Source organism: Roseovarius aestuarii (genome assembly GCF_019966515.1).
Classification (GTDB): Bacteria; Pseudomonadota; Alphaproteobacteria; order Rhodobacterales; family Rhodobacteraceae; genus Roseovarius; species Roseovarius aestuarii.
In genome coordinates this window covers 111392-137547 of sequence record NZ_JAIMIB010000010.1, presented here as the reverse complement: position 1 = coordinate 137547, position 26156 = coordinate 111392, and the positions used below count along the sequence as shown (strand labels likewise).

Here is a 26156-nt window from a genome sequence, read left to right as displayed (position 1 = left end):
GGCCGCTACCCGGTCTCTTTGCCGGGCACCGGATCACCTCGGGTCGGCGCCGTGTACAAGGGCGCCACACCGGGTTGATTGCGGGATTGCAAATCAGCCGGACCAAATTCGAAACTATCGGTCCAGAGGCTGTCCTCTGCCTCCAGAATGGCGGCGTTGCATTGCGGGACATAGCCAAGGGCAAAACGCCCGGGCGCCCCCTTCGCGAAAACCCGGTCGACCCTTGCAGGAAGCGCCGCCATGAATTTCGCCCAGTCAGCGGCCTCCCATTGACCGGGGTGTTTCGGGATCGTCAACGGCATCGCACCCTGGGGCGGCCTGTCCCGTATCTGCTCATCGGTCTGAAGAACAACATCGCTGGGCGCTGTGTCCTGCGGGGCCTGTTTTTGACCGATACGGTTCTGCCAATGCTCACGCATCGCTCGTAACAGCGGGGCAAGGAGTGCCGGTATTTTGCAGATCATGTGCAGAACTGCCCTCCATTTCTGTTGCTTGATGTCCCGGACCAGCCTTTCGAACTGCAGGGACCGGTCCAGTTCGTTGCGGCGTGCGCTGAACCTGGATGCCAGATCGAGCGGGATATCGGGAAACTGTGCGACCAGATCGTCCTGTGCGTTCAGCATCGCGGTCACATCCTCGGGGTGCTGACGGTGTGAGATCGAGTTGCCGTGTCGGCGATAGAGATAGTAGGACTGGCCAATCAGGCGCAGACGCCCCCCGCGAAGCAGATAGCGCATGTAGAAATCATGATCCTCGCCGATGCGCATATCTTTGCGATAGCGAAGCTCACCCACCACCGAACGGCGCAGGACCGGTTTGAGATAGCCCAGTGTGGGCATATCGAGCAGCGCACCGGGCGTCAGGTCGACCGGCGTGTCGAGAAGCAGGGTCTGTGACAATACCTGTCCATGCTGCTGCGGGCTTTTGCCGAAAAAGATCAGATCGTCGGCGATCCCGTCGGTACGCTCGGTCTCGGCGGCGACGATCAGTCGTTCAAGGCGCTCCGGATGGATGATGTCATCTGAATCGACAACCGCAATCCATTCGCCGCAGGCATGGGTCAGTGCCCGGTTACGGGCCGCAGCAGGCCCTGAATTGCGGGGCCCGCGTAGGATACGAAGACGATCATCCTGACGCATGATCCGTTCGGCAATCGGCAGGCTGGCATCGGTCGAGGCGTCATCGGCCAGCAACAGTTCGACATCAGTGACCGTCTGCGCCAGAACTGAATGAACTGCACGCGCCAAATGCTCCTGGCCGTTGAAATTCGCCATGATGACCGACACAAGCGGCGGGGAGCGATCAAGCATCGATACCCCGGCTGTCGAAGATTGGATATCTGGAATCGGTCTGTAACACTTGGTTTTCAAACTCCTTCCCTGGCGCCGCAGCTTGCAGTTTGGATGGGTCGGCAACAAACGAATGGGGGTACGAAAGAGGCACGCCGCCGCATGTACAAGACGGAACAAACCTACCCTGATTATTCACATTCAGGGTATCGGATTAGAGGCCGGTGGAAACCCTTTGCCACCGCCGACAACCCATTCCGGCGGCGTTATGCCGACCTTGGTCGAAAACCGTGCGGCGATTGCATTTCGAGGGGTTTCAGATGCACATGATGGCAAGGATGCCGACGATGAAACAGACCGGAAAGGCTAGCAAATGCGTCTTCTGAATGCGCCAGTCCAACGCTTTGCCATGTATTGTGTTTGCGCCGCTTTTACCGCTGCGATCGGTGCCATCTTCGCACACCCCGCCCCGGCGGAGGAGGTGCCACGAGGTGAGACGTTCTTTGACGGGTTCGACACGCTCGACGAAACGCTCTGGGGTGTTTCGGATGGCTGGGTGAATGGCGACTGGCAAAACTGCGAATGGTCGCATGAGGCGCTGACCGTAAAGGGCGGAACGCTGACGCTGGTCTACAGCAAACGGAAAACCGCTAAGCGGGAATATATCTGCGGCGAAATCCAGTCGCGCCACGCCTATTCCTATGGCACTTTCGAAGCCCGTTTTCGCACTGAGGGCGGTTCAGGCCTGAATGCGGCTTTTTTTACCTATATAGGGAACCACCACGGCAAACCGCACGATGAAATCGACTTTGAGGTTTTGACCCGCGATACCGGCAAGGTCAGCCTGAACACCTATGTTTCGGGCGCCGGGACTAATGGCAAACCGGTGGATTTGCCGCATCCGTCGGATCAGGCGTTCATCACCTATTCATTCATCTGGTCCGAAGCCGGTATCGAATGGTATGTCAACGGTGCCAAAGTGCATGAAAGTCAGCCGGGCAGCCCGTTGCCTGTGCACGCACAGAAAATCTATGCAAGCCTGTGGGGCAGCAATTCGTTCCCGGACTGGATGGGAAACTTCGACCCGCCCGCGGGCGACATCAAGATGACCATCGACTGGATCGCCTACACGAAACTGGGCCAGGGCTGTCAGTTCAAAGAGTCGATCCTCTGCACCTTGGATCAATAGCCTCCTCTTGCCACGCATGAGCGAATTCAGAATATCCCTTGCGCCACGGGCGACCCATATCATCACTATTTCGCCGGGCCTCGTATTGTCGGTGCTGGCGCTGGCGGCGCTTGTTTTCGTGCCGGTTCTCGAAACCGGCGGAGCGCTCGGGTTTCTTGTCTTTGGCTGTCTCCTGATACTCCGGCAACCGGTCGTATCCGCCATGTTATGCGTCAGGTACTGGTATGTTCTGGCGCTTCCGATATTTTGTCTTGTCAGCTTCTTCTGGTCCCAGTTCCCAGAAGTAAGCCTGCGATTTGGCCTGCAGTTGCTGGTTACAACGATGATTGCCGTCGTCATTGCAAGCCAGATCACCCCTCGAGCCTTTTGCCGTACTTTGTTTGCGCTCTTCTCCGTAGCCATTGCGATCAGCTTCCTTTCGGGCAATGTGCGTGCCGACACCGGAGCATTGCTGGGCATCTACGGCAGCAAAAACGCCATGGCGAACGCCGCGGCTGTGTTCATCGTCATTGCCGCGGCACAGGTGCTGGACCATCGTGCCGATCTGCGATTTCGTCAGCTTGCTGTTCTGGGGGTCGTGGCAGGTACAATGATTCTGATGTTGGCGCAATCGATCAGCGCGCTGCTCGTGGTGCCACCGGCGTTGCTGATCCTCGTTTCGCTCATGCTCTTGCATCGGTTGACTCCGGGCCAGCGCCTGGTGGCGATCTGCGTCACCGCGATGCTGGGCACCCTGGGCGCGATCCTGGCCGGGATGTATTTCGACCTGCTGCTCGCGAAACTGCTTGATGTCACGGATAAAGACGCCACGCTGACGGGGCGCACCGACCTGTGGCGGGTTGCTTTAGACCTGATCCGCGAACGCCCGCTTTTTGGCGTTGGTTATCAGGCTTTCTGGGTGCGGGAAAATGCCCCGGCCGAATCCTTGTGGTTCATGTTCGGTATCGACAGCCGCAGCGGCTTCAACTTCCACAACACCTACCTGTCAAACGCGGTAGAGATCGGCATTGTCGGGGTCATGATCCAGATGTTCCTGCTGTACGGCGCAGCACTTCTGACCGGCGTTTCGGCGTTTCGGCGGCAGGATGCAGACGCGTCACTGCTGTTCGCGCTGGTGATGATGGTCGTGATCATCAGCTTTGTGGAAGTGCCGGTATTCTTCCAGTTCAGCCTGCGCACGGTGATCGTGATCTGCGCCTTCGTCTTTGCGCTGCGGGCATTGCGGCATCCAGGGGTTCGACCGGCGGCTCAGATCAGACCAACCGCGCCGCGCGCATAGGCCCGCAGCATATGATTTATGGTGGACATCGCCTGGTCGGTGGCAAGATCAATCTCGCGGTCTGAACTGAGCTGGGCGTCGGAGGTGGCAAGTTTTTGCAGGCTTCGTGCCGCCAGGTGTTGAAACGCACGGTTGAACGGGGCTGCGGCGGTGCTGCCCGCGACCGAGATTGCACGCGCACCCGATCCCGAGCGGCCCGTGGTATACGCCCAGGCTTCGCGGCAGTTGGACGGTATGACCGAACGCGGTGCGTAGTCGATATTCAGGGCCCTGGCCCAATCGTACCATTTGAAACGATGGACGTGATGCATCGCGCGTATGCCGATCCACGGGGTGCGCAGCGCATCGGCAACGATTGCGCCATGCATCGCCTCGGTGATTACAAGCTTTGCTCCGCGGATTTGCGATATGACCTTTTCGGTCGGTTCGGTCGGATCAATGAAGGTAATCCCGGCTAATGCGCAAGCCTCCTGCCAGTTGCCGCGCTCGATGCTTTCGTAATGCGGCATAAAGCCAACGCCGATATCCGGCGCCGGATGTGGCAGAGGCGTTTCCCGCAACAGGATCGCCGCATCCGCAATTGCAAGAGCCGGGTCGAGGCCAAGCTCGTGCGCCGTTTGCGGCCCACGCACGAACCAGAATTCCCAACTGCCGTCGTGGACATCGGGTTTGCGCGTGTAGCCGCCATACCCCGCGCCCACAACGAGCTTCTTTGATGTCTTTGGATAACTGTGTTGAATGATCGAGCCGATGCCGAGGAAGAGGACAGAGCTGTCCCGATCGAAAAAATCGGCGGGCAACAAATGCTGCCACATGCTTGTATTCAGCTCATCACCGAAATTCGGCGGATTGCCCTGAAAGTAGGTAAGTTTCATGGGCCAGTTCCTAGTTTTGGTGCAAAAGATGCCGAATGCGCCGGATCCTGGCATAGGACAACAGCGCAAGCGTCGGTACGTAGATTGTGAATGCAAGCGCAATCGACGTGCCCAATCCCGCCACCGGAGAGAGCATTTCGAGGAGGGGGGCCGTCAGGACAACAGCCAGCCCCATCGCCAGCGTGGCTGCAGCCGGGCCGGCAAAAACCGCAAGATAGGCGCGGATGCTTATGCCCAGAAGACGCGCGGTCATGTGCAGCGAAGCCGGCCAGATCAGAAACGACTTCGCTACCAACACGACCATAAGCGTGGGCAGGCCATAGCGATATGTCAACGCTATCACTGCAATTGTCGAGCCCTGTTGGACAAGTTGATAATAAAACCACCAATGCGCCTTTCCGCGGCTCTTGATGAGTGCGGCCTGAACGACACCGACACTGGCCAGAATCCCTGCGACGCAGAACGCCTGAATGGCAAAAGCCGCGTCTTCCCAGCCGGGCTCGGGCAACAGCGCCAGCAGGTCTTTGATCAGCAGGCCCGCCAGGCAAAACATGGGCATGCTGACTGCCGCCGAGACAAAAGACGCGATCGAAAATGCTTGCGCCGCTTTTTCGCGATCATCCTGAAGGGTCGACAAGAGCGCATGTGTCACCGACGACAGCGCGCCGGACACAAGCTGTGTCAACATCTGAAAGAACCGCTGCGCAAAGAAGTAAAGCCCCAGAAGCACATTGCCGCCAAGTGAGCCCAGCACGATAAGATCAAGCCGCATCGTCGCTAGCATCCGGTCACCGGAGGCGAACAGCCCGTAGTGCGCAAGCTCCCACAGGGCCGACGGCCGGGTCGCCAGCCCGGGTCGCCAGCCCGAGACCCAGAAACTCATCGCGCAGCTCACGAAGCTGCCCGAGACTTGGCTGATCACCAGCGCCCAGTACCCGTATCCGGCTAACAGCATCGAAACGGAAATGAGCGCGCTCACCAAAGTTGCGATCGAAGTGCGCAGCGCTATGAGCTTGAATTTCATCGAGCGCACGATCATGGCATTCGGCACTGTCGCCAAAAGCTCGAGCGGAATGCGCAGCGCAAGAACCGGAAGCAGGGCGGCGATCGCCGGTTCACCAAGACGCTCGGCGATTGGCGAAGCCGCGATCATGAAGGGCAGGCAGAAGAGCACGCCAACTGATGCCGTCAGCCAGAACACGCTATCCGCGTGCGCCCTGGCTACCGATTGGCGCTGAACCAGTGCCTCGCCAAATGCCACAGGCGAAAAAGCGATCATGAACAGGACCACGCTGCTGGCCAGCCCGACCAGGCCGAAATCGGCGGGTGAAAGAAAATATGCGCCGACAAAGAACACGGCGCCCGAAGTTATCGATGGGATCAGCGTGTGCAGCGAGGACCACAGCACTCCGAACACCGCCGCACGCGAGCGCCCTCTGACGAGGTGCGGGTGGTAGGCGTTGGCCCCTGTCATCGCGGAATTCTGTATTTCAGCGGGCTGACCCATTGGCCCGGCTTAATTCGACGGTTCGGCCGAAGCGGCCTTGGTGTACTGGATTTCAACGACATCGCCGGGGAGCAGAACCGTGGTCTTGTCGGCAACGAATGGGCCCGGCTTATCCCCCCTCTCGCGTGTAATCTGGTAGACGACCGTCGCCGAAGTCGGGTCAAGCGGGGTCTCGATGCCCGCCCTCAGGCCTGACGCCTCGGACATTAGCGAGAATTGTTTTTGCAGCCGAGATTCCGCTTCGGCAATGTCAGCGTTGACCTCTTGCAATTCGATGGCGTTTTCCTCGTCACGCGCGGCAACCAGCAAACTCTGGCTGCGTTCGTGGTCCTGTAATTCCTTCCGCGCCAGAAGGATCGAGCGTTCGATATCCAACACTCGGCTTTCGAGATCGCTGACAAAACGGACCCGTTCAAAGATCTTTGCCGCGGGGACAAGGCCTTGCTCGAACAATTCTTCCTCGCGCCTGAGTTCAAGACGTGACGCTTTAAGTTGCTTCACGTTGGTTTTCAGCTTGTCTTCAAGCACGGCCAGCGCCTGCCGAAACGATTCCTGCGCCTTGGTCAGGGATGAGATTTCATGCCGATATCGTTTGTCGCGCGCCTTCAGGATCGCCAGTTCGGAAGTTCTGACGCGCTTCATCTCGGGGGTCTGGTCGGTGGGTTCCGACTCGCCGGCAAACTCAGCCGACCCGTTCAGTTCGGCTGTCAGACGATCATGGCGCGCGTGCAGATACATGAGTTCCCGCTGCAGCATGTCAAAAGTGCCGCGGGCATTCAGGAAGTTGCGCTCTTCCCCTTCTATCGGATCGATACCGGCCATGCCTCCTGCGAGGGCAACAGCTTTCATGACGGTCAGTCCGCTGGCAAAGTCGAAGGCACCCGGCTTTTCCACCTGGCCGGTCACATAGATCTGCGCATAGTTCTCGATACCAACGGAAACCCTGACCGTTTCTCCAATCCTGGAATATTGCGAAAGCTCTGATTCAATCTGTTGCGCGATCTCGTCGACGGTCAGACCGGCCACCGCGGTATTGCCGACCAGAGCAACCGCGATCCCACCTTCAGCGCCCACCCGATAGGTTCCGCTTATCGTCAGTTCCTGGCGAATGCCGCCGGTCGCGGCATTCCAGGCCGCTACACGCAGGTCAAGCAGGTCATCGGGACCGACCCGATAGTCAGCGGCGAAAACTGTTCCGCCCAGTATAGAGAGAAATAGGGCCAGAAAGCTGGCTGAACTTCGTGCCTGTACCATGATTTTGACCTTCTGTTCAGTAAAAGAACTTGCCGGGTGTGACATCGGAAATCAGCAGAATTTCCCGGCTACAGATATGAGGGTCAGTAGGACCCCTTGGCCGAAATAACGCAGGGTATGGTCCAGAAAATGATCAGGCAGTCCAGAAGCAGCGACCACCTGGTGACATAGTGTGTGTCCAGTTGAACGCGCTGGTCAAAGCTGACATCGCTGCGTCCGCTGACCTGCCATAAACCGGTTATTCCGGGGCGCGTCCGCAAATAATGCCTGATCGAAGTGCCATATCCTGCCAGTTCATGCCACACCACCGGGCGGGGCCCGACAATGCTCATGTCGCCCAGAATGACGTTCAGTAGCTGTGGCAGCTCGTCAATGCTGTATTCTCTCATCACTCCGCCCAGTCTGGTGATGCGCGGGTCGTTTTTTAATTTCCGGTTTCTTTCCCATTCAAGTCGTTCGTCAGGGCGGGTGGCAAGATAAGCGTCCAACGTCGCATCGCCATCGGTAATCATCGAGCGAAACTTCCAGCACCTGAATGTGCGACCGCCAAAACCGACGCGTTTGTGGCCATAAAACACCGGCCCGGTTGACGTCAGCTTGATTGCACCGGTGACCAGCAAGAACAGCGGTGAAAGCAGAATAAGCGCGCCAAGGGCGACGATAAGATCGAGGCAGCGCTTCAGTGTACCGCCCAAGGCGACCGAAGGCACAGGGCGTACTGGCTCCATCTCCAACCCGGCTTTCCGAGATGAACTTTCGCATCCACGATCGGACGATGTGACGTCAGCAACACTGTCAGAAATGAACATTATTCGCTCCTGTGGCTAGAAGCCCAGAGTTTGCTGAAGTTGGTCTTTGCGGTCAAACCTGCGCACGCGGTCTCTCGATGCGGAACCAGGCAAATGCAGCGAAATTTCGCTTGCGGGTCAGCGCCTTGCGGGGGGTGCCACACGAATGTCAGAGCGAAAGCAGCATCCCTAATCGCTTTCAAGAAAGAAATGGACAACAAAATAAATCACTTGCGATCCTCGGCAAAAATTCGCGCGTTGGTTGTGGGGGATTCTTGCCTAAGGCGAAGGGAACAGGTCTGGAATTGGCGGAATCGAGCCGTCTTTTATCGCGATGCGAGGAAAAAGAGCTCGCAGGTGGACCGGAGCAAAAACTGTGATCTACGCGAAAACGAACTTGCCCACCCAATCCTGGCTTCAGAAACTACTCTTCTTCGACAATACGCCGGTGCGGCGGGGACCCGATAACGGGACTCAATGCCCGAGCGATATCGCTTTCGCGCAATCGGAAGCGCTCATCCTCGAGATTCAGAATGTGACGTTGCATCCGCGTGATGTCTTTCGGCTCCAGCTTCTCGAGAGCTGCAACCAGCGCCGCGGGGGTCGGCGCATCAATCGTTAACCCCAATCCGTCGGAGGCGATGCGCCTGCCGGTTTCGGTATCGGCAACCGCAATCTGCGGGCAGCCAAACCAACTTGCCTCGTAGATGCGATTTGGCAGCAGCCAGTCTGAGTTTCCTCCGCGCTGCCACAGATCCTGGGCCCAAACCAGATCGCTCTCGCCGTAAATCGATGCCAGATCATTCGGGTATTGATAGGCTCCATGATAGCTGACATTGTCCCGCACCGCGACTTCAGCATCAAAGCCGGGCAACGCATGACGGTGCACGTTGCCGTGGATCTTCAATCGAACGGCCGGACCCATCTGGTCAGCAGCGGCAAGCAACAGCCGGAGACTTGGTGCACACCGGATTGATCCGACCCATCCCAGTGTCAGGGGCACATTTGCGGGGCGGTCCGATTTGACTTTTGGCCTTGCCAATGCGTCCGCATCGAACCAAAGCTTGTTTTCGATAATCGCAAAAGACCCGTCATACCGCTGGATATCTTTGAAATACGCTGAGACAAAGCGTGGCGATGAGACAATCAGCAACTGCACCTGCCGCAACAACTGCCTTTCGCACCAGCGGATGATCCGCCCTACAGGCCCGCTATCCGTGAGCAGACGGTGGATATCAAGACATTCGTATACAAGTGGTATTTTGCGCCGCCTCAACAGCAAACGCGCGCTCCAGCCGATTGCCAGAAGATCGAAGTTACGAGCGATAATGACATCGGCGTCACGCCAAGACTCCGAGTGCCGCATCACTCGCACAAGCCCGCGCAACATGCCAAATGAACGTCGAAAAAAGCGTTCGTTTTCAATGCTGCCCAGCTCAATATTTGGCCAGTCCGGTTCAAAATCTGTGTTCATATTGGATCTACGAAATGCGGCGCTCCGGACATCATGTCCCAGGGCGCGCAGGCTTTGAATTCTTCGGATCTGGGAAGCCTCTGTCAGATCGAAAGCGAAAAACAGGAACTGTGCGATTGCTCTGCTCCATGGTTAGAACGCGCAGCCAATCTTTTGCGAAGGTGGCTGAGAGTCCAGCAGTTTTGAAACTCTTTGAAAATAATTCGCGATTTAAGTGGATTTATGCCGCCGCAACAGCAATTCGCTAAATGTACTAGTCTGGGATCAGACGGATTGGTTGTGAAATAAATCTCGGATTGTCGTAGTCTTTTGTTTGCTACTTTCTCTTCATTTATGTGAATTGGCGACTTTTAGCACTGGAAACGCTAAGCGATATCACGCGCAGAGCAGTATAACTAACAGAGCTCCAATTCTCATTTTTAAGTGCCTGGATGCTGTCAGACAAATTCGAACCAGTCTCAGTTTACCACGGAAAGCGTGAACCTATGCGGAACAAAGCTGCCGCCACTCGGCGAGTGCGGCAGTTCGGTTGAGTTTGAAGTTGGCTCGTGAATAGAGGTGGCGCTCTTGATTGAAGTGGTTGTGGAAGGCGGAATGAATTGCGACGAATTTCTGCAGGGACCGCAGACGTCGAAATCGGAGCATTGCCCGTTCCTTTCGTCGAAGCGGAAGATGTGAATTCTCTGCCCGATTGTTTAGCCAGCGGCCTGTCATCTGTCGTCGAGAATTACCGATTACCTTCATCGCTGCGCCGTAGGATTTCAGCCGATCCGTTACGACAACATCATGTTGGCCGTAGCGTTTCATTGATTTTCTGAGAAATTTCAATGCTGCTTTGCGATCACGGCGCTTTGTGACAAAGCTTTCCAGTACCTCACCCTCGTGATCAGCGGCGCGCCAAAGGTAATGCCTTTCGCCGTTGATTTTCACGAATACCTCGTCCAGGTGCCATTGCCAATTCGAATGTGATCGCAACCGATTGATCCGGTCTTTGCGTATCTCCACCGCGAATATGGGACCAAATCTGTTCCACCAAAACCGGATCGTTTCATGGCTCACGTCGATCCCGCGTTCGTGGAGGAGATCCTCAACATTGCGAAGCGAAAGTGGAAATCGAACGTACATCATGACCGCAAGGCGGATGATCTCAGGGCTGGTTTTGAAATAGCGGAAAGGGGAGCGTTTTGTCATCCGGCGAAATTACGAAACCGCATGACCAGCCTCAAGCCGGTTTCCTCTGACAGTACCGTCTCAGGCAGTAGAGCACGACGCAACATGGTGTTTTCACAAGTACGCGCCTGCATCCCCGGCCGAAAGCAGCGCAAGAAACCCGTGAAGTACGACAAGCGTCGATACAAACGGCGAAACCGGATCGAGATCATGTTCGGCAGGCTGAAGGATTGGTGACGCGTGGCAACCCGCTACGACCGTTGCCCAAAGGTGTTCCTCTCAGCCGTCGCACTCGCGGCCACCTTCCGCTATTGGCTATGAGCCCTGACCCTAATCAACAAAGCCCGCAAGTTCCGATATGGGAACATATAGTAAATCGCCGCGCAATCTACCTTGTTGAAGATCTCCATCATTCCAAACAAACTGGCTGAAGAAGATCTCACACGGTCTAAAATCCCAATTCGAAAGGCATCTCTGAACTACGTTGCGAGACTCCAGATGAAACCGTTTCGTGATTGGCGTTCGGAACTCGTCGAGGTACCAATCTGAGAAACTGCCCAGATTTAGGTACTTACGCAGCCACGCCTCATAGGAGCAACAGCCGTAATGCAAAATCTCTGCACCTGGACACAGAACCGAGGTGCCTTCACTGACATCAAAGCGATGCGGCCCGTCCGCACCAACACCTCCCCTGCACCGAACCGCGGATTTACCGCCCTCATAGAGCAGAAACGGCAGACGGCCGCTTCGTTTGAAATGCCGTATCGTCTCGAACGGGTTCCCGGCGACCCATCTGGGACAAGCCTCATGATTGACGAAATGAAGCTGTGCGACATCCGCATTCTGGTGCCATAAAAGTGGATCCAGAGGGCGGAACACTTCGTCATCGTCGATATGGGCAAGCCAGTCGACACCCCGCTTCCGGCATTCGACCAGCGCGGCATTCGCGTTGGTGTCCTGGCGCAGCAACGTCCGGGTCAGTCTCGAGTCATGCTGAATCTGCGCACCCTGGCGCACCATAATCCTCTTCCCGGCAAGCGGGCGCATTGCCGCCAGATCTTCGGGTGTATCGGCCCACAAAAGCAGTACATCAAAATGGCTTAGATGGTAACGGCACCACTCCGGAAAATGCGCTTGCGGGCCATGGATGGTTGCTGTCAGGGCGCGCCGAAGTTCCATTCCCTCAGTCCCACGCCAGAATCGAGCGAAGCGCATCCGGATTGCCGAGACGCAAAAGCTGATAACCGATCCCGGCACGCCCGCAAAAGAAGCCCGGCGCAAACGCACCGGCACCATTGGGATATGCAAAACCCCCACGCCGCCTGGCTGCGTGCAGCGCATCCCGGCTCATCGCAACCGCCCGGTCTGCAAGCTCTGCACGACCAAGTCGCAAACCGCAGGTCAGCAAGACGTCGATCCGGCCAAAGGTGCCGCAACAGAGATGATCACGGGCAGCAGCGCCCGACCGCTCCGTTGTTTCAAGCGCTGCGTCGAGCAGGGCGGACTCCTGTGGCCGGCCAAGTTGTGTGTAAAGTTCGGACCGCACCAGCGCGATCCCGGGCGCACCGTGGCACCATTGGTACGCAAAACCTCCCGCATCTGCCCCCTCTGTCCGCCGGTCAGGCCAGTTTCCAGCCTGTTCCGAAAACAGCGCATCTTCAAAATCCAGCCCCTCACAGGCGGCGGCCCTGAATGACGCTTCACCACAAACAGCGCCAAGCCGGGACAAGGCCAACGCGATGCCCGACGCCCCGTGAGAAACCCCGGTCAACGCCCGGTCATTCACCCCCACCCATGCGCGATGCCCCGTGTCCGTGATGCCGGTGCTCGCCACCAGATGGGCCCCGCAGGCATATGCCCTCTCAAGCAACCAGGCCTCACCCGTCTCCCGATGCAGCGCTAGCAACGCAAGTCCTGCGCCCGCCACCCCGCCAACAACATCATACACCCGATCCAGTTCTATCCGCTCTAGTCTGATCTCCCGGGCAATTGTCCCGGCCTCGTCCAAAAGGCCAGCATCTCCAACAAGATCGGCGATACACGTGAACGCATAGATCAGCGATCCGGCACCGCTCAACCCACCAATGCCCATCGTGTCGACAAGCCGCTTTCGCCGCTCCGGGTCGCGCAGCACCGCCCGCAGCGGCGCGAGGGCGGAAAGTGCTGCTTGCCGTGCCTGTTCGATCCCCTGCGTCTTGAAACAGGCGGCAAAAAACAGCGCGATCCCCGTGGTGCCGGAATAAAGATCGAACCCGACAGGTTCGATCTGTGACCGCGCGCCTCGCCCCAGTGGCACCGCTCCGATCCAGATCGTCCCGTCATGGCCGCGGATGACAGCGGCCTCCAGCTTCTCGAACAAATCGCGCGCCACATCCGCCGCCATATCCCCGCCAGCGGCGCGCGATGCGGAGTCACCGGCAATCGGCCAGCTCACGTGCAGACTGTCCTGTGGGGTCAGTGCGGCCGCAATCGTTCCCAGCATGTCCGACAGATGCTCCTCCGACATCCTCGCCGCCAATCCGACCGCATCGTCAAACGCGGAGGCGCGGAAGAAATTCCCGATCCTTTGCCCATCGGAAAGAACGAGAGCGGTCGAGTCGGTCCGTGTCGTGAAATAGGGAATATCGAGATATTCCATCCCACCGATCTCATCCGCCACGACACGATCTCGCGCCGTAAAACTTCCCTGCCGGGCCAGCAGGCCAAAGCCTGCGCGAAACATCTGCCAGTCGCGCAGGTTTCCGGGGCCGGTTGCGCGGCGCAACAGGGAGGCATAGAGCACCGTCGGCCTCAGCACGACCCGGACAGGCCTGCCGCGAAAGCCCGCCAGTGGCCCGTCATCCGCCAGAAACGCCGCGCGCCGGTCGAGAAGAAAACGATACATCCGCGCATAGCCGTTTAGGATCTCCCGGGTGAAGGCACCAGCGGCCAGCGGCGTCCCGTCAAGCGTGGCGGCATTGCCGGCCTCCGGCGGGCGAACCTGCACCGGTTCATGATCCATGGCATCGGTATTCACATGCGTAAATCTCCGGTGCGGGGACAGCGTGTGAGCCTCGGAAAAAAGGCCACCCACCGCCAGAAGATGTCCCCCCGGAACCGCCAGCCACCGTGGCAGGAACCCGGTGGAAAGAACAGAATCCCGCACCCATTGTGCGGCCAAGTCTATGGCAGATCCCGCCGGGCAGGTTGCCGGGTCGCCCCGGGGCACCGGCTGGAACAGGGTCTCAAGATCGACCGGAACCGGCCAGTCGCCCGACGCGATCACATTCTCAAAATGCAGATCGGCCCCGCGCAGCAGGTGCAACAGGCACAAGACTGCCCCTCCGCGCTCAAAGAAACAGTTGGCCTCATCCCGGTTCGCGCAGGGCCGCGCTTCGATCCATTCGACCCAGCCATAACCATCTCGTGCCAGAACCTCCGGCGCGCGTATGGCAGAGGGCGCGCCCTGCGAGTCAAGCCAGCTCCGAAAATCCCGCCACGCCACATCCAGCGACAGGTCACGGGGCTTGTAACCGATGGACTGGCCGCCATTATAGGTTACCTTCAGCACTATTCGCCCGCCGCAATGGGGATCGCTCAGCCCACCTTCGACCGATGTGACCCTGCCGTGTCCCCGACCATCTAAGAAGGTTGCGCTGATGGTCTCGCGATCCGCGGCCAGCCGCATCAGAAACTCGCCGGTCGCCTCGATCCACTGGTTGGTTATCCGGGCCCAAAGCTCTGCCAGGACCGGACGTTCCGCCAGTTCGTCCGCAATGCGGCCATCCCGAAGCGCGGACACATAGGCGTCGTAAACACGGGTCGACGCGGGATCACAGGGCACCGGTATGCCATGCGACAACGCATTTGGCTCCCGGACCAGACGATACAGGCTGAACCCCAAAAGAAGCGTCGGCGCGACGAGGTCGGAAAGACGGAAAAACAGGATCTTGTCGAGACCTTGCAGCGCCGCTTCTTCGACGAACGCTGCAGGTTCACCAAAACGGGCCGACCGACGCCGCCGTGCTGCCCGCGCCACCGGCAATAGTAGGTCTTCGAAGGGAATTCCCCCGGGCTGAGCTGGCGGACTGTCTTTTCCATCAGGCTCCCGGCCCGCGCGCACCGCCTCCAGCATCCAGGCATGCGTTACAGAAGCGGTCGCATCTCTATCGCCGGGCGCCGTCTCACCTGCCCCGGTGTCTCCACGCGGCTCAATCGTTTGCGTGGCCGCCGCACGTTCAGACCGGGGGCTGCCCGCCACTATTGACTCAGCACGCCGCCACCGGGACCGATCAGACAGTCATGCGTACAGCAAAAGCCCGTCGGCGTGTCTGCCGCGGCAAGGTTCTGTAAATCACTGTCAGAAAGATCGCCCTCAAAGGGCACTTTGGGCAGCACCAGGTTCACCGTCGATGCGGTATTTTCGACAACCACCACCGACACTGACTCCGGTATCCGTATGTCGAATTCCGCCAGTGCGGCCGCAGGCTCTGCAAGCAGCTTCTTCTTAAAGCTCTCATCGGTCCAGGCGCGGGCGATGACCCGCGCATAGCGTTCATTCCAGCTTTCTGTCGTCTTATACAAGATCGTGCTCCTTTCCTGAGGTTACGCTGTCGTGTCTTGCGGATCGCGGTTACGGCGAAACGGCGGGAATCCCGAGATCGGGAAAATGATCCGCCGTTGAGGCGTCAATCACGGGTTTGGCCTCCACATAGGCTGCAATCATGACCTGGTTCAGCCTGTTCAGATCGCCATTGTCGCTGGTATTGGCAAAGACCGTCCAGATGACGTCATCCGCCGTCTTCATCACATACCAGCCAAGACCACCACCCACCGCGCCATTGTGAAAGACGTCGCCATTACCCGCATTGACGGACACAAAGGCCCCGTATCCGGGATTCTGGGCACTCGTCGCCGTCAGCACATTATCGAACGTCCCTTGCGAGATAAGCGGCGCGCCATCCGATCCCTCAACCCCGGCCAGAAACCGCGCATAGGCCGCCGGAGTGGCCGCAATGCCCCCGGGGGCGGTGCCATTGACCAGTGGAATGCCGCCATAGGGAAACCGCACCGTGATATCCGCATAATCGGGCACGCCACCGGGCCAGGACGGCACGAGTTCAAGATAACGGGGCCGGACAAACTCTGCCCCAGAAAGCCGGTCGCCGATCGTCGAATAATGCTCGGCCTCGCCTGCCGCGCGGTCCGCAAACAGATCGGCACTGCGCTGGATCAGGTTTTCAAGATCGTAAGGCGCAAAAAGGTTGTTGCGGATATAGGTTTCAAAGCTTTGCCCGGACAGCACTTCGACCGCCGCGGCGATGATGCAGGGGCCGGTGTTGTAATAGGTATAGGTGGAGCCCGGCGCCGCCGACAGCGATCGGTCCAGCATCCAGCGCACCGTTTCGGCACAGGTCGGCGTGCGCTCTATGCCAAGAGCGATAGCGATCTGTTCGGTATTGGTGATGGGATTGATCCCACCAAAGCCTGCTATGTGCTGCAGCACCTGGCGGACCGTCACCTGATCAAGCTGGCTGTTGTATGTCCCAAGCGCATTGCCGACACCGGGCAGCCCGTTCAGGATATCGCGGAAGATCGGCGTGTTCAGCGTCACCGGCTGCCCCGCAGGCGTCATGGCATTGTCCTCGATCAGCTGCAGCATAGCGACCGATGCCGTGATCTTCGAGGTGCTGCCGATCCGGAACAAGGTGCGCGCGCTCGCCAATTCCACCGGCGCGGTGCGGGCCAGGCCATAGGATTGCGCATATAGAAGGCGCCCGTCCTTGACCAACGCCATCCCCAGCCCCGGTATCCCCCGTTGCTTCACAAAGTTGCGCAGCCGGCGGTCATAGGCATCCCGTGCCGCAAATCCGTTGCCCACTCCCTGCTGCGGCAAACCATTATTGGTCATCGCGATGTCATAACGCAGCCCGGCACTTGTCTGGCGCGCCTCGATATCAGAAATCCGCGCGAAATGCCGCCCGGTCAGGTGCAGAATATCCTCGGCGCGAATGTTAAGATACCACCACCAGTGGCTCAGACCGGGATCGCGCGCCGCAATGGCAACCCAGCCCCCGGTTGGGCGCCGCTCCAGATCGACGATTTTGTATCCGGGATTGTCCGCCAGCCAGGCCCCGATACCGCTTGCCTGCGTATGCGACAGCACCGCATTCGGCCCGCCCGTGACCGCATTGTCCAGCAAGGCTGAATAGAAAAGCACCCCCTGCACCAGATACGGCTCGATATCGATGATCCGCGCGTTACGGTTGTAAACTCGGTCGCGGATCTGCTGAAGCGTCGTCGCATCAAACCATGTCCAGGTGGTGTTGTCCTGCCCGGTTTCGCGCACCATGATGGTGGCAAAACGCAGGCCCGATCCGCTCTCATAGGGCTGCACCCGGATCAGCCGGGCCGCGTTCTGGTTCGCCAGGGCACGCACCTCGGATTCCGTCTTGTCGAAATACCACCACCAGGTTTTTGCATATGGCCCGGTATTGCGGACCAGAACCGCCGCGAAACGGATGGGGTTGACCTGCACAACCTCGATATCGACCAGCCGGTACCCCTGATCCAGACGTTCGATGATCTGTGCCTCGCTCGCATTGTCGAACCACCACCACTCCGTATTGGGCCCGAATTCGAACTCCTCCGGTGACGGCGGCCCAAGCGTCAGGCCAGCAATCCCAACCGACACCCCCGTGGCCTGACCGCCGACCGGGTCGGCAATCTGATAACCGCCATCGGACGTGTCCACCTTAAACCCGCCGGAAATCACTGCACTGTCCGGACCCGCGCCGAGAATTTCATCGGCGATGAGTTTTTGCACCTGCGGGTCTGTCTTGTCGATCTCCGCGATGTCCTGCACGTGTTTGTTCTGTTGAATGGACGGGTTCAGAAAGAACGTTCCCTGCGGAAAATCCTGCGCCTTCGCCACCGTGGCCCAAAGCGGCACAGACAGCGCTGCCGCAAGCACCACGGCACACAGGTCCGGCAGCAGGCGCAAACCTCGACACGTCAGGCATCCACCACCGCACAGTGCGCCAAAAAATGCAGTTAAATGGTCAGAGAAGACTTTCATCAGAATATCCTCAATACTGAAGTATTGGCAAAGCCCGAAAAATAATGGCGTCCCAAGAAGCGGCAGATCGGCTGATTTCAAGACATCATGAGGGCGTAAAACCCTCGAATTCTTGGAAAGTTACCGTGTCAAAAATAGCAAACAACTTATGGATGATATCATAGGCCGACGATTCGCTCAAAACGCAGGGCTGCGCCTGAGCGCCTGCTTGCTTCACACGGAATCGACAGGCTAGCAGTCACCCGCCTTCCGGAGGCTTCGGCATGCTGACCAACACGGATTTCGACACGCAACCGGTCATCATACATGCACAGGGCCGGCAAAACGCCAGCCCGCATTGGGCCCCGATCCGGGACCGCTTCTTTGCCAACCATCTGCTGCCAGCGCTTCGGGATACGCGGCTCACCATCATCACCTGGAACAACAATCCCACCGGTCCCGGCCTCTTCGAACAAAGCCTCGCGCATATGGGGCTGGCACCGATGGTCCTGGGCCGCGGCATCGCAAACTGGGTGAACAGCATCCATAAACCCAGCCTTACCCTCGCTGCACTGGAAACGATCACCACGGATTATGTGCTCGCAGTTGACAGCTTCGATGCCATCGCCGTGCGCGCGCCCTCACATGCGGTCGATCTGTTCGATGCCAATTTTTCGTGTGACCTGCTGTTCAATGCAGGTAAGGTCTGCTGGCCGGATCTGCAACAATTCCGCAGTTTCGAACGGTCGCTTCCCGGAGCGGCCAACAGCGCCTTTCGGTATCTGAATGGCGGCGCCTGGATCGGCAGAACGCAATTCTGCCGGGACTTCTTCGCAGCCCTCGCTGACACACCCCCGCTAGACGCTTGGCCCGAGTCAGAACAGGGCCGTCTGAAACAGCTCTTTCCAGATTGGTATCCGTTTGTCAGCCTCGACTATAACTGTCGAATTTTCCAAACTCTTCAATATGTCTTCGATCCGATACTTGTTTTCGATACGCCCTCTCCAGAGAAAGGGAACAAATGTCTAGGTTTTCCATAGAGACTTAACTTTTTTTGACGGATGAGGTGGTGCTCGTCGAATCAACTGGTTTCAAATCTGAAAAACTCCAATTCCCAAGAAGCGACGACCTTCATTTCAATTCCGTCGCCCAGACTGGAGGGTTGGCAGCGTAGATGACGTCGTTCCGCGATCTGTGGTGTCAGGTCGCTATCTTTGCTGCACCCTGCACGAACGACCGATCTTGGCGCTGTATTTCAGCAGTGAGCATTGGGCTGCTGTAGAAAAATCCGGGCCGCGAGCGCGCGCAGCGAAAACCTGATACTTCCGCTGTGGGCTCTTCGCGGCCATCGGAGCCGGTGCAGCATCAGCCAAATTTCGATCTGAGGTGTTTTTGTGGACGGCCCAGAGCGGTCACGCAACCCGTGGTCACGATGCTGCGTTAGCAGCCCGCATTGCGGACATTTACAACCAACGACGTATTGGTGGTTCACGACTAGCTGGCCCACAACACAACCACGGATGTCCGCTGTTCTTGGCAGAAAATATGTCTTGCGCATATGCAGCGAATGACCGGATTCCGCCCCGATCATTGATAGCGGCATCAGGGAAACAACTTCATTCTATAGGTGGACAAGTGGGTGGATCGGGTAAAGGCGTAAGATCCTTATCCGTTGAATTTTAATGGTTATTTCGTATAATTTGGTGCCCAGGAGAGGACTCGAACCTCCACGTCCATACGGACACTAGCACCTGAAGCTAGCGCGTCTACCATTCCGCCACCTGGGCAGGTGTCGTGAAGCTGCGATGTATCGCCAAGAACTGGGCGAGTCAACGGGTAAAAAAGTTCGGCGCGCGGTGGCGTGCACTTGATCTGCGAAAGCGTCAAAAGCTTCAGATTTTCCAGATTTCGCGGATGCCAAAGGGGCGTCAGCATGCCGATCCATCTTTACTAGCTATGCTCTACCGGTCGCGTCGACACGCCATAGATTTTTTGTCGGCGGTCTGGTGTCACGGGCCAGCGCCAAAGCGAGTCGTGCTGCCTATATCAGACACCGATATACCGCTCGACGATTGAGTGATCTTGCCGCAAGGTCTCGGCTTCGATCACTTCGCCGCCCTGACCGTTTTCGATAAACGCTACGCGATCTGCGACCGATAGAACGGCATCAACGCGCTGCTCTACCAGCAGGATCGCCACGCCCGCCGCCCGCATCTGCACGATGACCTGCCGGATGGCCTCGATCATCGAGGGCTGTAACCCTTCGGTCGGCTCGTCCAGCAGCAACGCCTTGGGTCGCAGGCATAGGGCGCGGGCGGTGGCCAACATCTGCTGTTCGCCCCCTGACAGCGTTTCGGCCCGCTGACGGTAGCGTTCCCGCAATCGGGGGAAAAGCGTCAGCACCTCCTCGAGCGTGTCGGGCCCACTGTGCCGTGCAAGCAACCCAATCTCGAGGTTCTGCGCCACGCTCAACCCCGTGAACAACCTGCGCCCCTGCGGCACATAGCCGATACCGGCTTGCGGCACGCGATGCGCGGATAGCGACCCGATATCCTTACCGTCCAGCGCGATGCGCCCCGACATCAGCGGCAACAGCCCCATGATCGTTTGCATGGTCGTGGTCTTGCCCGCGCCATTGCGCCCCAGCAGGCAGAGGATTTCGCCTGACCGGACCGTCAGGCTGAGATCGCGCAATATCTGGGCGCGGCCATAGCCCGAGCTGATCTTGTCCAGCACCAGCATCAGCCCGTCCCCAGATAGGCGGCCTGCACCGCGCGGTCGGCGCGAATGTCATCCGGCGTGCCTTCGGCGAGCACTTCGCCGAAATTCAGTACCGTGACCTGATCGGCCACTTCCATCACCACATTCATATTGTGCTCGATCAGCAGGATCGTCGTTTTGCCCGCAAGCTCACGCACCAGCTTCTTGAACCCGGCGATCTCGCTGTCGGTCAACCCCTGCGTCGGCTCATCAAGGATCAGAAGGCGGGGCCGCTGCACCAACCCCATGGCGATCTCAAGCAGCCGTTGATGCCCATAGGCCAGATCACCGGCCTCCTGATCCCGCAACTCCAGCAGGCCCACCCGCTCCAGCGCCTCGAGGGTGGCGCTGTCAACCTCGGGGGCTTTCAGGTGGCGCCGCGCGGCAAGTGTGACGTTTTCCTGCGCAGGCAGGCGTTCGAAGACCGAGGTGATCTGGAACGTGTAGGCCATGCCGCGCCGGATGCGCACATGGGCGGGCAGCGCGGTGATATCCGCGCCATCGAAATGGACCCGCCCCGACGAGGGCGGAATGCGCCCGCTGATCATTCCCACCAGCGTGGTCTTGCCCGCGCCATTGGGGCCGATCAGGGCGCGCACCTGCCCGGCGGGAATACCCAGCGAGACATTTCGCACAGCCTGCAACCCGTCGAAATGCCTGGACAGTTCCTGCGTGGACAGGATGGTCATGGCAACCACCTCCAGATCCGGTTGCGCAGCTCTCCGGCCAGACCTTGCGGTGCAAAGAGGGTCAGAAGTACCAGAACCACACCGGCGATCAGCATATAGGCGGTGGTAATCCCCGAGCTGAGGTCGATCAGGTAGAACATGAAAAGCGTGCCGATGAAGGGGCCCAGCACCGTGCCCGCACCCCCCAGAAGCACCCAGAGCAGCGGGAAGATCGAATATTGAACGCTGGCGAAACTGGCCCCCGCATATCCGAACAAAAGCCCGTAGGCCGCGCCCGCCGTGGCCGAGATTGTCCCCGAGACCACCATCGCGATCAGTTTGTGGGTATAGATGTTGTATCCCAGCATCCGCACACGCTCTTCATTTTCGCGGATCGCGATCAGCGTCTTGCCGAACGGATGGCGCACCAGCCAGAGCGACACGATCAGACACAGCGCGAAAAGCATCAGCGCCGCGAAATACCGGTTGGTCGGATCGGACAGGTCGATCCCCCACAGCATTCTTTGGGCCTGCTGGATCACGAACCCCTCGTCGCCGCGGGTATATTCGCCGAAATAGAGCACCGTCAGATACCCGGCCTGCGCGAACATCAGGGTCACGATCATGAACGCGACCCCCGCCGTGCGCAACGCCAGCAGCGCCAGCGCCCCTGACACCACGGCCCCGGCGATCACCCCCGCCAGCATCGCGGGTGCCACCGTGAGGCCAAGATGCTGGATGCCCAGCCCCATCCCGTACATGCCCGCGGCAAAGAACAGCGCATGGCCAAGGCTCAGAAGGCCGGTATAGCCAAAGAGGATGTTGTAGCCGACGGCGTAGCTCGCCAGCACCATGATCCGCGCCAGATTGCCGTGGTGATAGGCGGGCAGGATGAATTGCAGCACGAAGAGCAGCACTAAGAGCCCGCCATGCAGGGCAATGATCTTGGCCCTCGCGCTCATACGCCTCGTTTTCCCAAAAGGCCCTGCGGCCGGAAGACCAGCACAAGCCCGACCAGCAGCGTCGCCAGTATCTTCGCCAGCGTGGGCGAGAAGAAGACCGAGATGATGCCGTCACTCAGGCCGATCAGCACCGCCGCCAGCACCGTGCCGGGCAGGCTGCCCAGCCCGCCGATGATCACCACGATAAAGCTCAGGAGCAGCGGGTCACCACCCATCAGGTAATGCGCTTGCTGAATGGGCACGATGAGGACAGCGGCCAGCGCCGCCAGTGCCGCGCCGAGGCCGAAGACCATGGCATAGACCCGCTCGACCGGGATGCCGAAGGCCAGCGCCATTTCGCGGTCCGCTTGCGTGGCGCGCATCACCAGACCGATCCGGGTGCGTTTCATCAACGCCCACACGCCCAGCAGCACCGTCACCGCCGCGCCGATCACCGCCAGTTTGTAGGATGTCGTGCCCAGCCCCCAGGGCCAGATCATCTGCCAGCCGTCCTCGCCATTTTTGAACCAGGGGATTGCCAGGCGGGTGTTGAACGGGGCCTCAACGGGGCGGGCCTCGGGGCCGTATGTCATCAGAGTGAGTTGCTGGATGATGTAAAGCAGCCCGATAGTGGCGACGATGGTGCGTTCGGGATCATAGTCCAGCCGCTTGAGGATCGTCATGTCGGCGGCCACGGCGATCACCCCCACCAGAACCGGCGCCACGATCAGCGCCAGCGCAAAGCCGATGGCGGGATGCCCGCCAGTGATATGCGCCACCCACCAGGCAATCACCGCGCCCAGCATGAAAAACTCGCCATGCGCAATATTCACGACCCGCATCACGCCAAAGACCAGCGATAACCCCACAGCGGTCAGCGCCAGCACCGCCGCCGTGACAGCCCCTTCCAGCGAGGCGAGAATAAGATAAGGACCCAGTTCCATTTGCGCCTAAACCTGCCCCGCCCCCGCGCGCGGGGCAAGGAAGAAGCGAGCGCACGTGCAGATTATCTTTGCGCGTGATGGCTACGCCGATACGGTCGGGGGTGGCTCGATCCTGATCCGCCGCGCCCAGACCACCAGAGCTGCCAGCGCGACCACCCCGATCGTCACGTACCAACCCAGAACCTGTTGCAGCTCGGCATAGACCATCTGGCCGGAAGTCGTGGTTGACAGCGATGCCAGATAGAGCGAGCCGGCAAACAGCAACCGCGCGCAGAAGCTGCGCAGCGACAGATAGGTGGCCCGGCTGTCATCGGCCAGCAGCGGTTGCGTGCGCGCCAGGATGAAGGGTTGCGACAGCGAATTGGGCACCATCCGAAAGAACAACAGCACGATGGCGAAAAGGCTGTTGGTCAGCGCCAGCACCGCCACCAGCACGATTTGCATGGCAAAGGCCAGCATCAGGATCGCGGGCAGACCGATGGCGTGGCGCAGGCGTAGCGCGATTAGCGATGTGGCGACGGATAGCAGCATCATCACCGCCGAGGTTGCACCACTGACCACCGGCGCCTCGGCTGCCAACCCCACATCAGCCAGCGCTTCAAGGATGAAGGGCTGGCCAAAGACGAAAGGCAGATGGCTGAACCCGTACATCAGCACGCTCAGCAGAAAAAGCCAGGCCAGAACCGGTTGCGTCAGCGCTGGGCGCAACGAGGCCAGCCGCAGCAGTTCCGACCCTTGCGGGATGGTGCCCGCCCGGTGTGGCGGTTCGCTGAATTTCAGGCAGATCACCAGCACCGCACCCGAGGCCAGCGCGCTGGTGAGAAAGGGCAGCACCTCGCTATAATAGGACATCGCGCCACCCAGCACCGCCGACAGCGCCAATGCCGCAAAGCCGAACCGCCAGGCTTTAAGTTCCTGCGCCTCGACCTCGTCCTGCCGGTCCTGCGCGTTGAGCGATTCGAACAAGACCGCACTGTCTGTGCCCGAGTTGAACGCTGTGCTGGCCCCCAGAAACACCTGCGCCAGTGCAAAGGCGGCGAATCCGCCACCGAAGCTGAGCAAAAGCACGCCTAACACCCCCGCAATCGCCGAGGCGATCAGCGTGAAACGCCGCCCGATCCGGTCGGACAGGTAGCCCGATGGCACCTCAAGCGCGGTGGTGCCGATATCGTATATCGCATAAAGCAGGATCGCCTCGGCCGCCGACAGCCGGTTCTGGAAGAAGAGAAACCAGATCGCCTGCCAGAAGACCAGATTGCGGCAGAACTGATACCAGGGGTAAAGCGCGATGTTTTTGGCGGGATCGTCTGAACTCATTGCCCATCAGTGTTGGATGGCACGTCGGGCGTCAATCCTTGCTGCGCAGGGGCGAGCGGTTGATGACAAATATTGTCAGCAATGGCAGCGCCAGCGTCAGGGCCGTCACGCTCAGCAACAGCCAGCCCAGCTCGCTGTAGTTGGCGGCGGTCTGGATGGTGTCGGTGGCGGCATCGCGCACCTCGCGCGTGACCTCGAATATCTCGTTGAGATACTTGGTCAAAAGCGCGCTGGCCGACAGGGCAAGATTGGTAAACGATGCCATGACCGCAAAGAACGTGGCCTTCAGATGCCCCGGCGCATAGCGCGCGATCCAGGCCAGCATCGGAATGACAGCGACCTGCCCGAGCGGGGATTCGACTGCCGTATCAAGCATCGCGATGAAGCGGGCATCGACGATGCCGCCGGTCATGGCCGCGGTCCAGTGATGCAGCCCGTAGTAAAGCGCAAGATTGGGCAGCGTTAGCAGCGCGCCCACCAGTGTCAGCATCACCACCAGCCAGGTGATCGACCGGTTCGCCATCATCGGGCGCAACACCACCATACCGACCAGCGTCAGCACCGAAACAATCAGTGACAGCACCGACAAAAAGCGCTGGTCAAAGGCCAGCACGTCGATCTCGAACCATTTCTGGGCGGGGCCGGGCAGGGGGACGGCACGGAAGAAAAACAGGATCAGTGCGGTGCCTACCAGGGCCCGCGCCTGCGCCGGGCTGAGCACGGTGATCAACTGGCGCATCAGCAGCACGACGATGGTCATCGAGCCGACAAAGATAATCTCCTGACCATAGTCGATCTCAGACAGGCCCACGCCCAGGCTCAGCGCCACGAAAGCCGCGCCGCCGATGAAATACCACGGGTTGGGTGTGGTTTGCTCGTCGGGGCGATCCAGCGCGGCGATCTGATCGTCGGGAACGCCCTGCGCCCGCAAGGCACGGCGATGCCGGTGTTTCTGCATCCCCGCCAGCACCACGCCCGACACCGACAGGACCGGCACCATCAGACCCATCAGGTAGATGCGCGCATAGGTGGCTTCCTTGTCGGCGCTGGTCATTGTCTCGACATCCGAGAACATCCAGATGTTTAGAAGCGCCACTACCACCGTGCCGCCAATCAGCGCGAAGCGCCCCAGCGTCTGCATCGTGGTGTGCAGCGCCTTTGAGGTATCGTCGGGGATCGGTTTGCCGGTCTCGTCAACCTTCGGGACTGCTTCGACCGACATGGCATCTGCCACCGCGTCCTGAATGACAAGGCCACAGGGCGCCAGAATATATGCGGTGATGTACCAGGCGCTGATCGGCATCAAAGCCTGCATCATATCGGTCTGGGTGATGACCAGATACATGATCAGCATGCTGGCCGCCGTCAGCGCCGCGCCAAGCCAGACCAGCACCCATTTCCACTTCCAGATGATATCGACCAGATGCCCGAGCGGCATTTTCAGCGCCCAGGGCAGCCCGGCCCAGAAGGCCAGCCCGGCGATATAGGCGGCGGAAAGGTCAAGATAGTCTTTGACGAAAAACGTGCCGACAATCACCGTCAGTGTCGAGACACCGTAGGCGAAGTAGATCATCACCGGTGGCAGGAAGGACCAGCGCAATTGCCGGGCCAGATCGAAGATGATCGCATCGATCCCGCGCGAGAGAGCGTTGAGCAGTGTCATCC

At 59.2% G+C, this 26156-nt stretch carries 21 protein-coding genes, 1 tRNA gene and 1 pseudogene; 5 read left to right on the top strand and 18 right to left on the bottom strand.

All coding sequences use genetic code 11. The features are described 5' to 3' along the window. Nucleotides 1–5: 5 nt before the first annotated feature. Nucleotides 6–1310 carry a glycosyltransferase family 2 protein gene (locus LC334_RS13460; protein WP_085800810.1) on the bottom strand — a complete coding sequence of 435 codons (1305 nt, stop codon included), beginning with the start codon at nucleotides 1308–1310 and terminating at the stop codon, nucleotides 6–8. Nucleotides 1311–1662: 352 nt separating this feature from the next. On the opposite strand from LC334_RS13460, the gene exoK reads away from it, so the two are divergent. Together exoK and LC334_RS13450 are read left to right on the top strand one after the other, a co-directional pair. After that, nucleotides 1663–2478 carry an endo-1,3-1,4-beta-glycanase ExoK gene (gene exoK / locus LC334_RS13455; protein ID WP_085800811.1) on the top strand — a complete coding sequence of 272 codons (816 nt, stop codon included), beginning with the start codon at nucleotides 1663–1665 and terminating at the stop codon, nucleotides 2476–2478. Between the two features lie 16 nt (nucleotides 2479–2494). Then, nucleotides 2495–3757 carry an O-antigen ligase family protein gene (locus LC334_RS13450; RefSeq protein WP_085800812.1) on the top strand — a complete coding sequence of 421 codons (1263 nt, stop codon included), beginning with the start codon at nucleotides 2495–2497 and terminating at the stop codon, nucleotides 3755–3757. Here LC334_RS13450 and LC334_RS13445 read toward each other — a convergent pair. From LC334_RS13445 to LC334_RS13430, 4 genes are all read right to left on the bottom strand, one after another. Then, nucleotides 3727–4632: a polysaccharide pyruvyl transferase family protein gene (locus LC334_RS13445; protein WP_085800813.1), complete on the bottom strand. Its 906-nt coding sequence runs from the start codon at nucleotides 4630–4632 to the stop codon at nucleotides 3727–3729. The genes LC334_RS13450 and LC334_RS13445 overlap by 31 nt on opposite strands. Nucleotides 4633–4642: 10 nt before the next feature. Next, the gene (locus LC334_RS13440; RefSeq protein WP_223412990.1) at nucleotides 4643–6106 is read right to left on the bottom strand and encodes a lipopolysaccharide biosynthesis protein; all 1464 of its coding nucleotides are present in this window, start codon (nucleotides 6104–6106) and stop codon (nucleotides 4643–4645) included. Nucleotides 6107–6148: 42 nt separating this feature from the next. Further along, entirely contained in the window at nucleotides 6149–7393 is a 1245-nt protein-coding gene (locus LC334_RS13435; protein ID WP_176237704.1) for a polysaccharide biosynthesis/export family protein, read from the bottom strand. 83 nt (nucleotides 7394–7476) lie between these two features. Then, nucleotides 7477–8202, bottom strand: a complete 726-nt coding sequence (locus LC334_RS13430) for a sugar transferase (protein WP_223412989.1) — start codon at nucleotides 8200–8202, stop codon at nucleotides 7477–7479. Nucleotides 8203–8279: 77 nt separating this feature from the next. On the opposite strand from LC334_RS13430, the gene LC334_RS13425 reads away from it, so the two are divergent. Continuing rightward, on the top strand, nucleotides 8280–8561 hold the full coding sequence (locus LC334_RS13425; protein ID WP_223412988.1) for a hypothetical protein: 282 nt from the start codon (nucleotides 8280–8282) through the stop codon (nucleotides 8559–8561). 44 nt (nucleotides 8562–8605) lie between these two features. Here the strand turns inward: LC334_RS13425 and LC334_RS13420 are convergent, their stop codons facing one another. Both LC334_RS13420 and LC334_RS13415 read right to left on the bottom strand, forming a co-directional pair. Then, on the bottom strand, nucleotides 8606–9715 hold the full coding sequence (locus tag LC334_RS13420; RefSeq protein ID WP_317850394.1) for a glycosyltransferase: 1110 nt from the start codon (nucleotides 9713–9715) through the stop codon (nucleotides 8606–8608). A gap of 423 nt (nucleotides 9716–10138) precedes the next feature. Beyond that, entirely contained in the window at nucleotides 10139–10846 is a 708-nt protein-coding gene (locus LC334_RS13415; RefSeq protein ID WP_085800817.1) for an IS6 family transposase, read from the bottom strand. A 99-nt stretch (nucleotides 10847–10945) separates the two neighbouring features. Here LC334_RS13415 and LC334_RS13410 point away from each other — a divergent pair. Then, a pseudogene (locus tag LC334_RS13410) lies at nucleotides 10946–11146 on the top strand (transposase); the annotation flags it as partial. 9 nt (nucleotides 11147–11155) lie between these two features. Here LC334_RS13410 and LC334_RS13405 read toward each other — a convergent pair. The 4 genes from LC334_RS13405 to LC334_RS13390 all read right to left on the bottom strand — a co-directional run bounded on the left by LC334_RS13405 (nucleotide 11156) and on the right by LC334_RS13390 (nucleotide 17882). Beyond that, nucleotides 11156–11872: a hypothetical protein gene (locus LC334_RS13405; RefSeq protein WP_223412987.1), complete on the bottom strand. Its 717-nt coding sequence runs from the start codon at nucleotides 11870–11872 to the stop codon at nucleotides 11156–11158. 136 nt (nucleotides 11873–12008) lie between these two features. Continuing rightward, a complete protein-coding gene (locus LC334_RS13400) occupies nucleotides 12009–15065 on the bottom strand; it encodes a type 2 lanthipeptide synthetase LanM family protein (RefSeq protein ID WP_085800819.1) in 3057 nt (1018 codons plus the stop codon). Continuing rightward, entirely contained in the window at nucleotides 15065–15388 is a 324-nt protein-coding gene (locus tag LC334_RS13395) for an NHLP leader peptide family RiPP precursor (RefSeq protein ID WP_085800820.1), read from the bottom strand. Before LC334_RS13395 ends, LC334_RS13400 begins: the two co-directional genes overlap by 1 nt. Nucleotides 15389–15437: 49 nt before the next feature. After that, nucleotides 15438–17882 carry a serine hydrolase domain-containing protein gene (locus LC334_RS13390; RefSeq protein WP_139836406.1) on the bottom strand — a complete coding sequence of 815 codons (2445 nt, stop codon included), beginning with the start codon at nucleotides 17880–17882 and terminating at the stop codon, nucleotides 15438–15440. Nucleotides 17883–18145: 263 nt separating this feature from the next. On the opposite strand from LC334_RS13390, the gene LC334_RS13385 reads away from it, so the two are divergent. After that, nucleotides 18146–18901 (top strand): glycosyltransferase domain-containing protein, encoded by a 756-nt coding sequence (locus LC334_RS13385; protein WP_085800822.1) that lies wholly within the window; start codon nucleotides 18146–18148, stop codon nucleotides 18899–18901. Between the two features lie 661 nt (nucleotides 18902–19562). Here the strand turns inward: LC334_RS13385 and LC334_RS13380 are convergent. From LC334_RS13380 to LC334_RS13350, 7 genes are all read right to left on the bottom strand, one after another. Beyond that, nucleotides 19563–19648, bottom strand: a tRNA-Leu gene (locus LC334_RS13380). 259 nt (nucleotides 19649–19907) lie between these two features. Further along, complete coding sequence (locus LC334_RS13375) at nucleotides 19908–20603, bottom strand: ABC transporter ATP-binding protein (RefSeq protein WP_085800823.1); 696 nt, start codon at nucleotides 20601–20603, stop codon at nucleotides 19908–19910. Then, complete coding sequence (locus tag LC334_RS13370; protein ID WP_085800824.1) at nucleotides 20603–21310, bottom strand: ABC transporter ATP-binding protein; 708 nt, start codon at nucleotides 21308–21310, stop codon at nucleotides 20603–20605. The genes LC334_RS13375 and LC334_RS13370 overlap by 1 nt, the downstream gene beginning before the upstream one ends. Further along, the gene (locus LC334_RS13365) at nucleotides 21307–22251 is read right to left on the bottom strand and encodes a branched-chain amino acid ABC transporter permease (protein WP_085800825.1); all 945 of its coding nucleotides are present in this window, start codon (nucleotides 22249–22251) and stop codon (nucleotides 21307–21309) included. The genes LC334_RS13370 and LC334_RS13365 overlap by 4 nt, the downstream gene beginning before the upstream one ends. Then, nucleotides 22248–23174, bottom strand: coding sequence for a branched-chain amino acid ABC transporter permease (locus LC334_RS13360; RefSeq protein WP_085800826.1), 927 nt, complete (start codon nucleotides 23172–23174; stop codon nucleotides 22248–22250). Before LC334_RS13360 ends, LC334_RS13365 begins: the two co-directional genes overlap by 4 nt. A gap of 81 nt (nucleotides 23175–23255) precedes the next feature. Beyond that, entirely contained in the window at nucleotides 23256–24491 is a 1236-nt protein-coding gene (locus tag LC334_RS13355; protein WP_085800827.1) for an MFS transporter, read from the bottom strand. A gap of 31 nt (nucleotides 24492–24522) precedes the next feature. Then, complete coding sequence (locus LC334_RS13350; RefSeq protein WP_085800828.1) at nucleotides 24523–26154, bottom strand: MFS transporter; 1632 nt, start codon at nucleotides 26152–26154, stop codon at nucleotides 24523–24525. Between the last annotated feature and the right edge of the window lie 2 nt (nucleotides 26155–26156).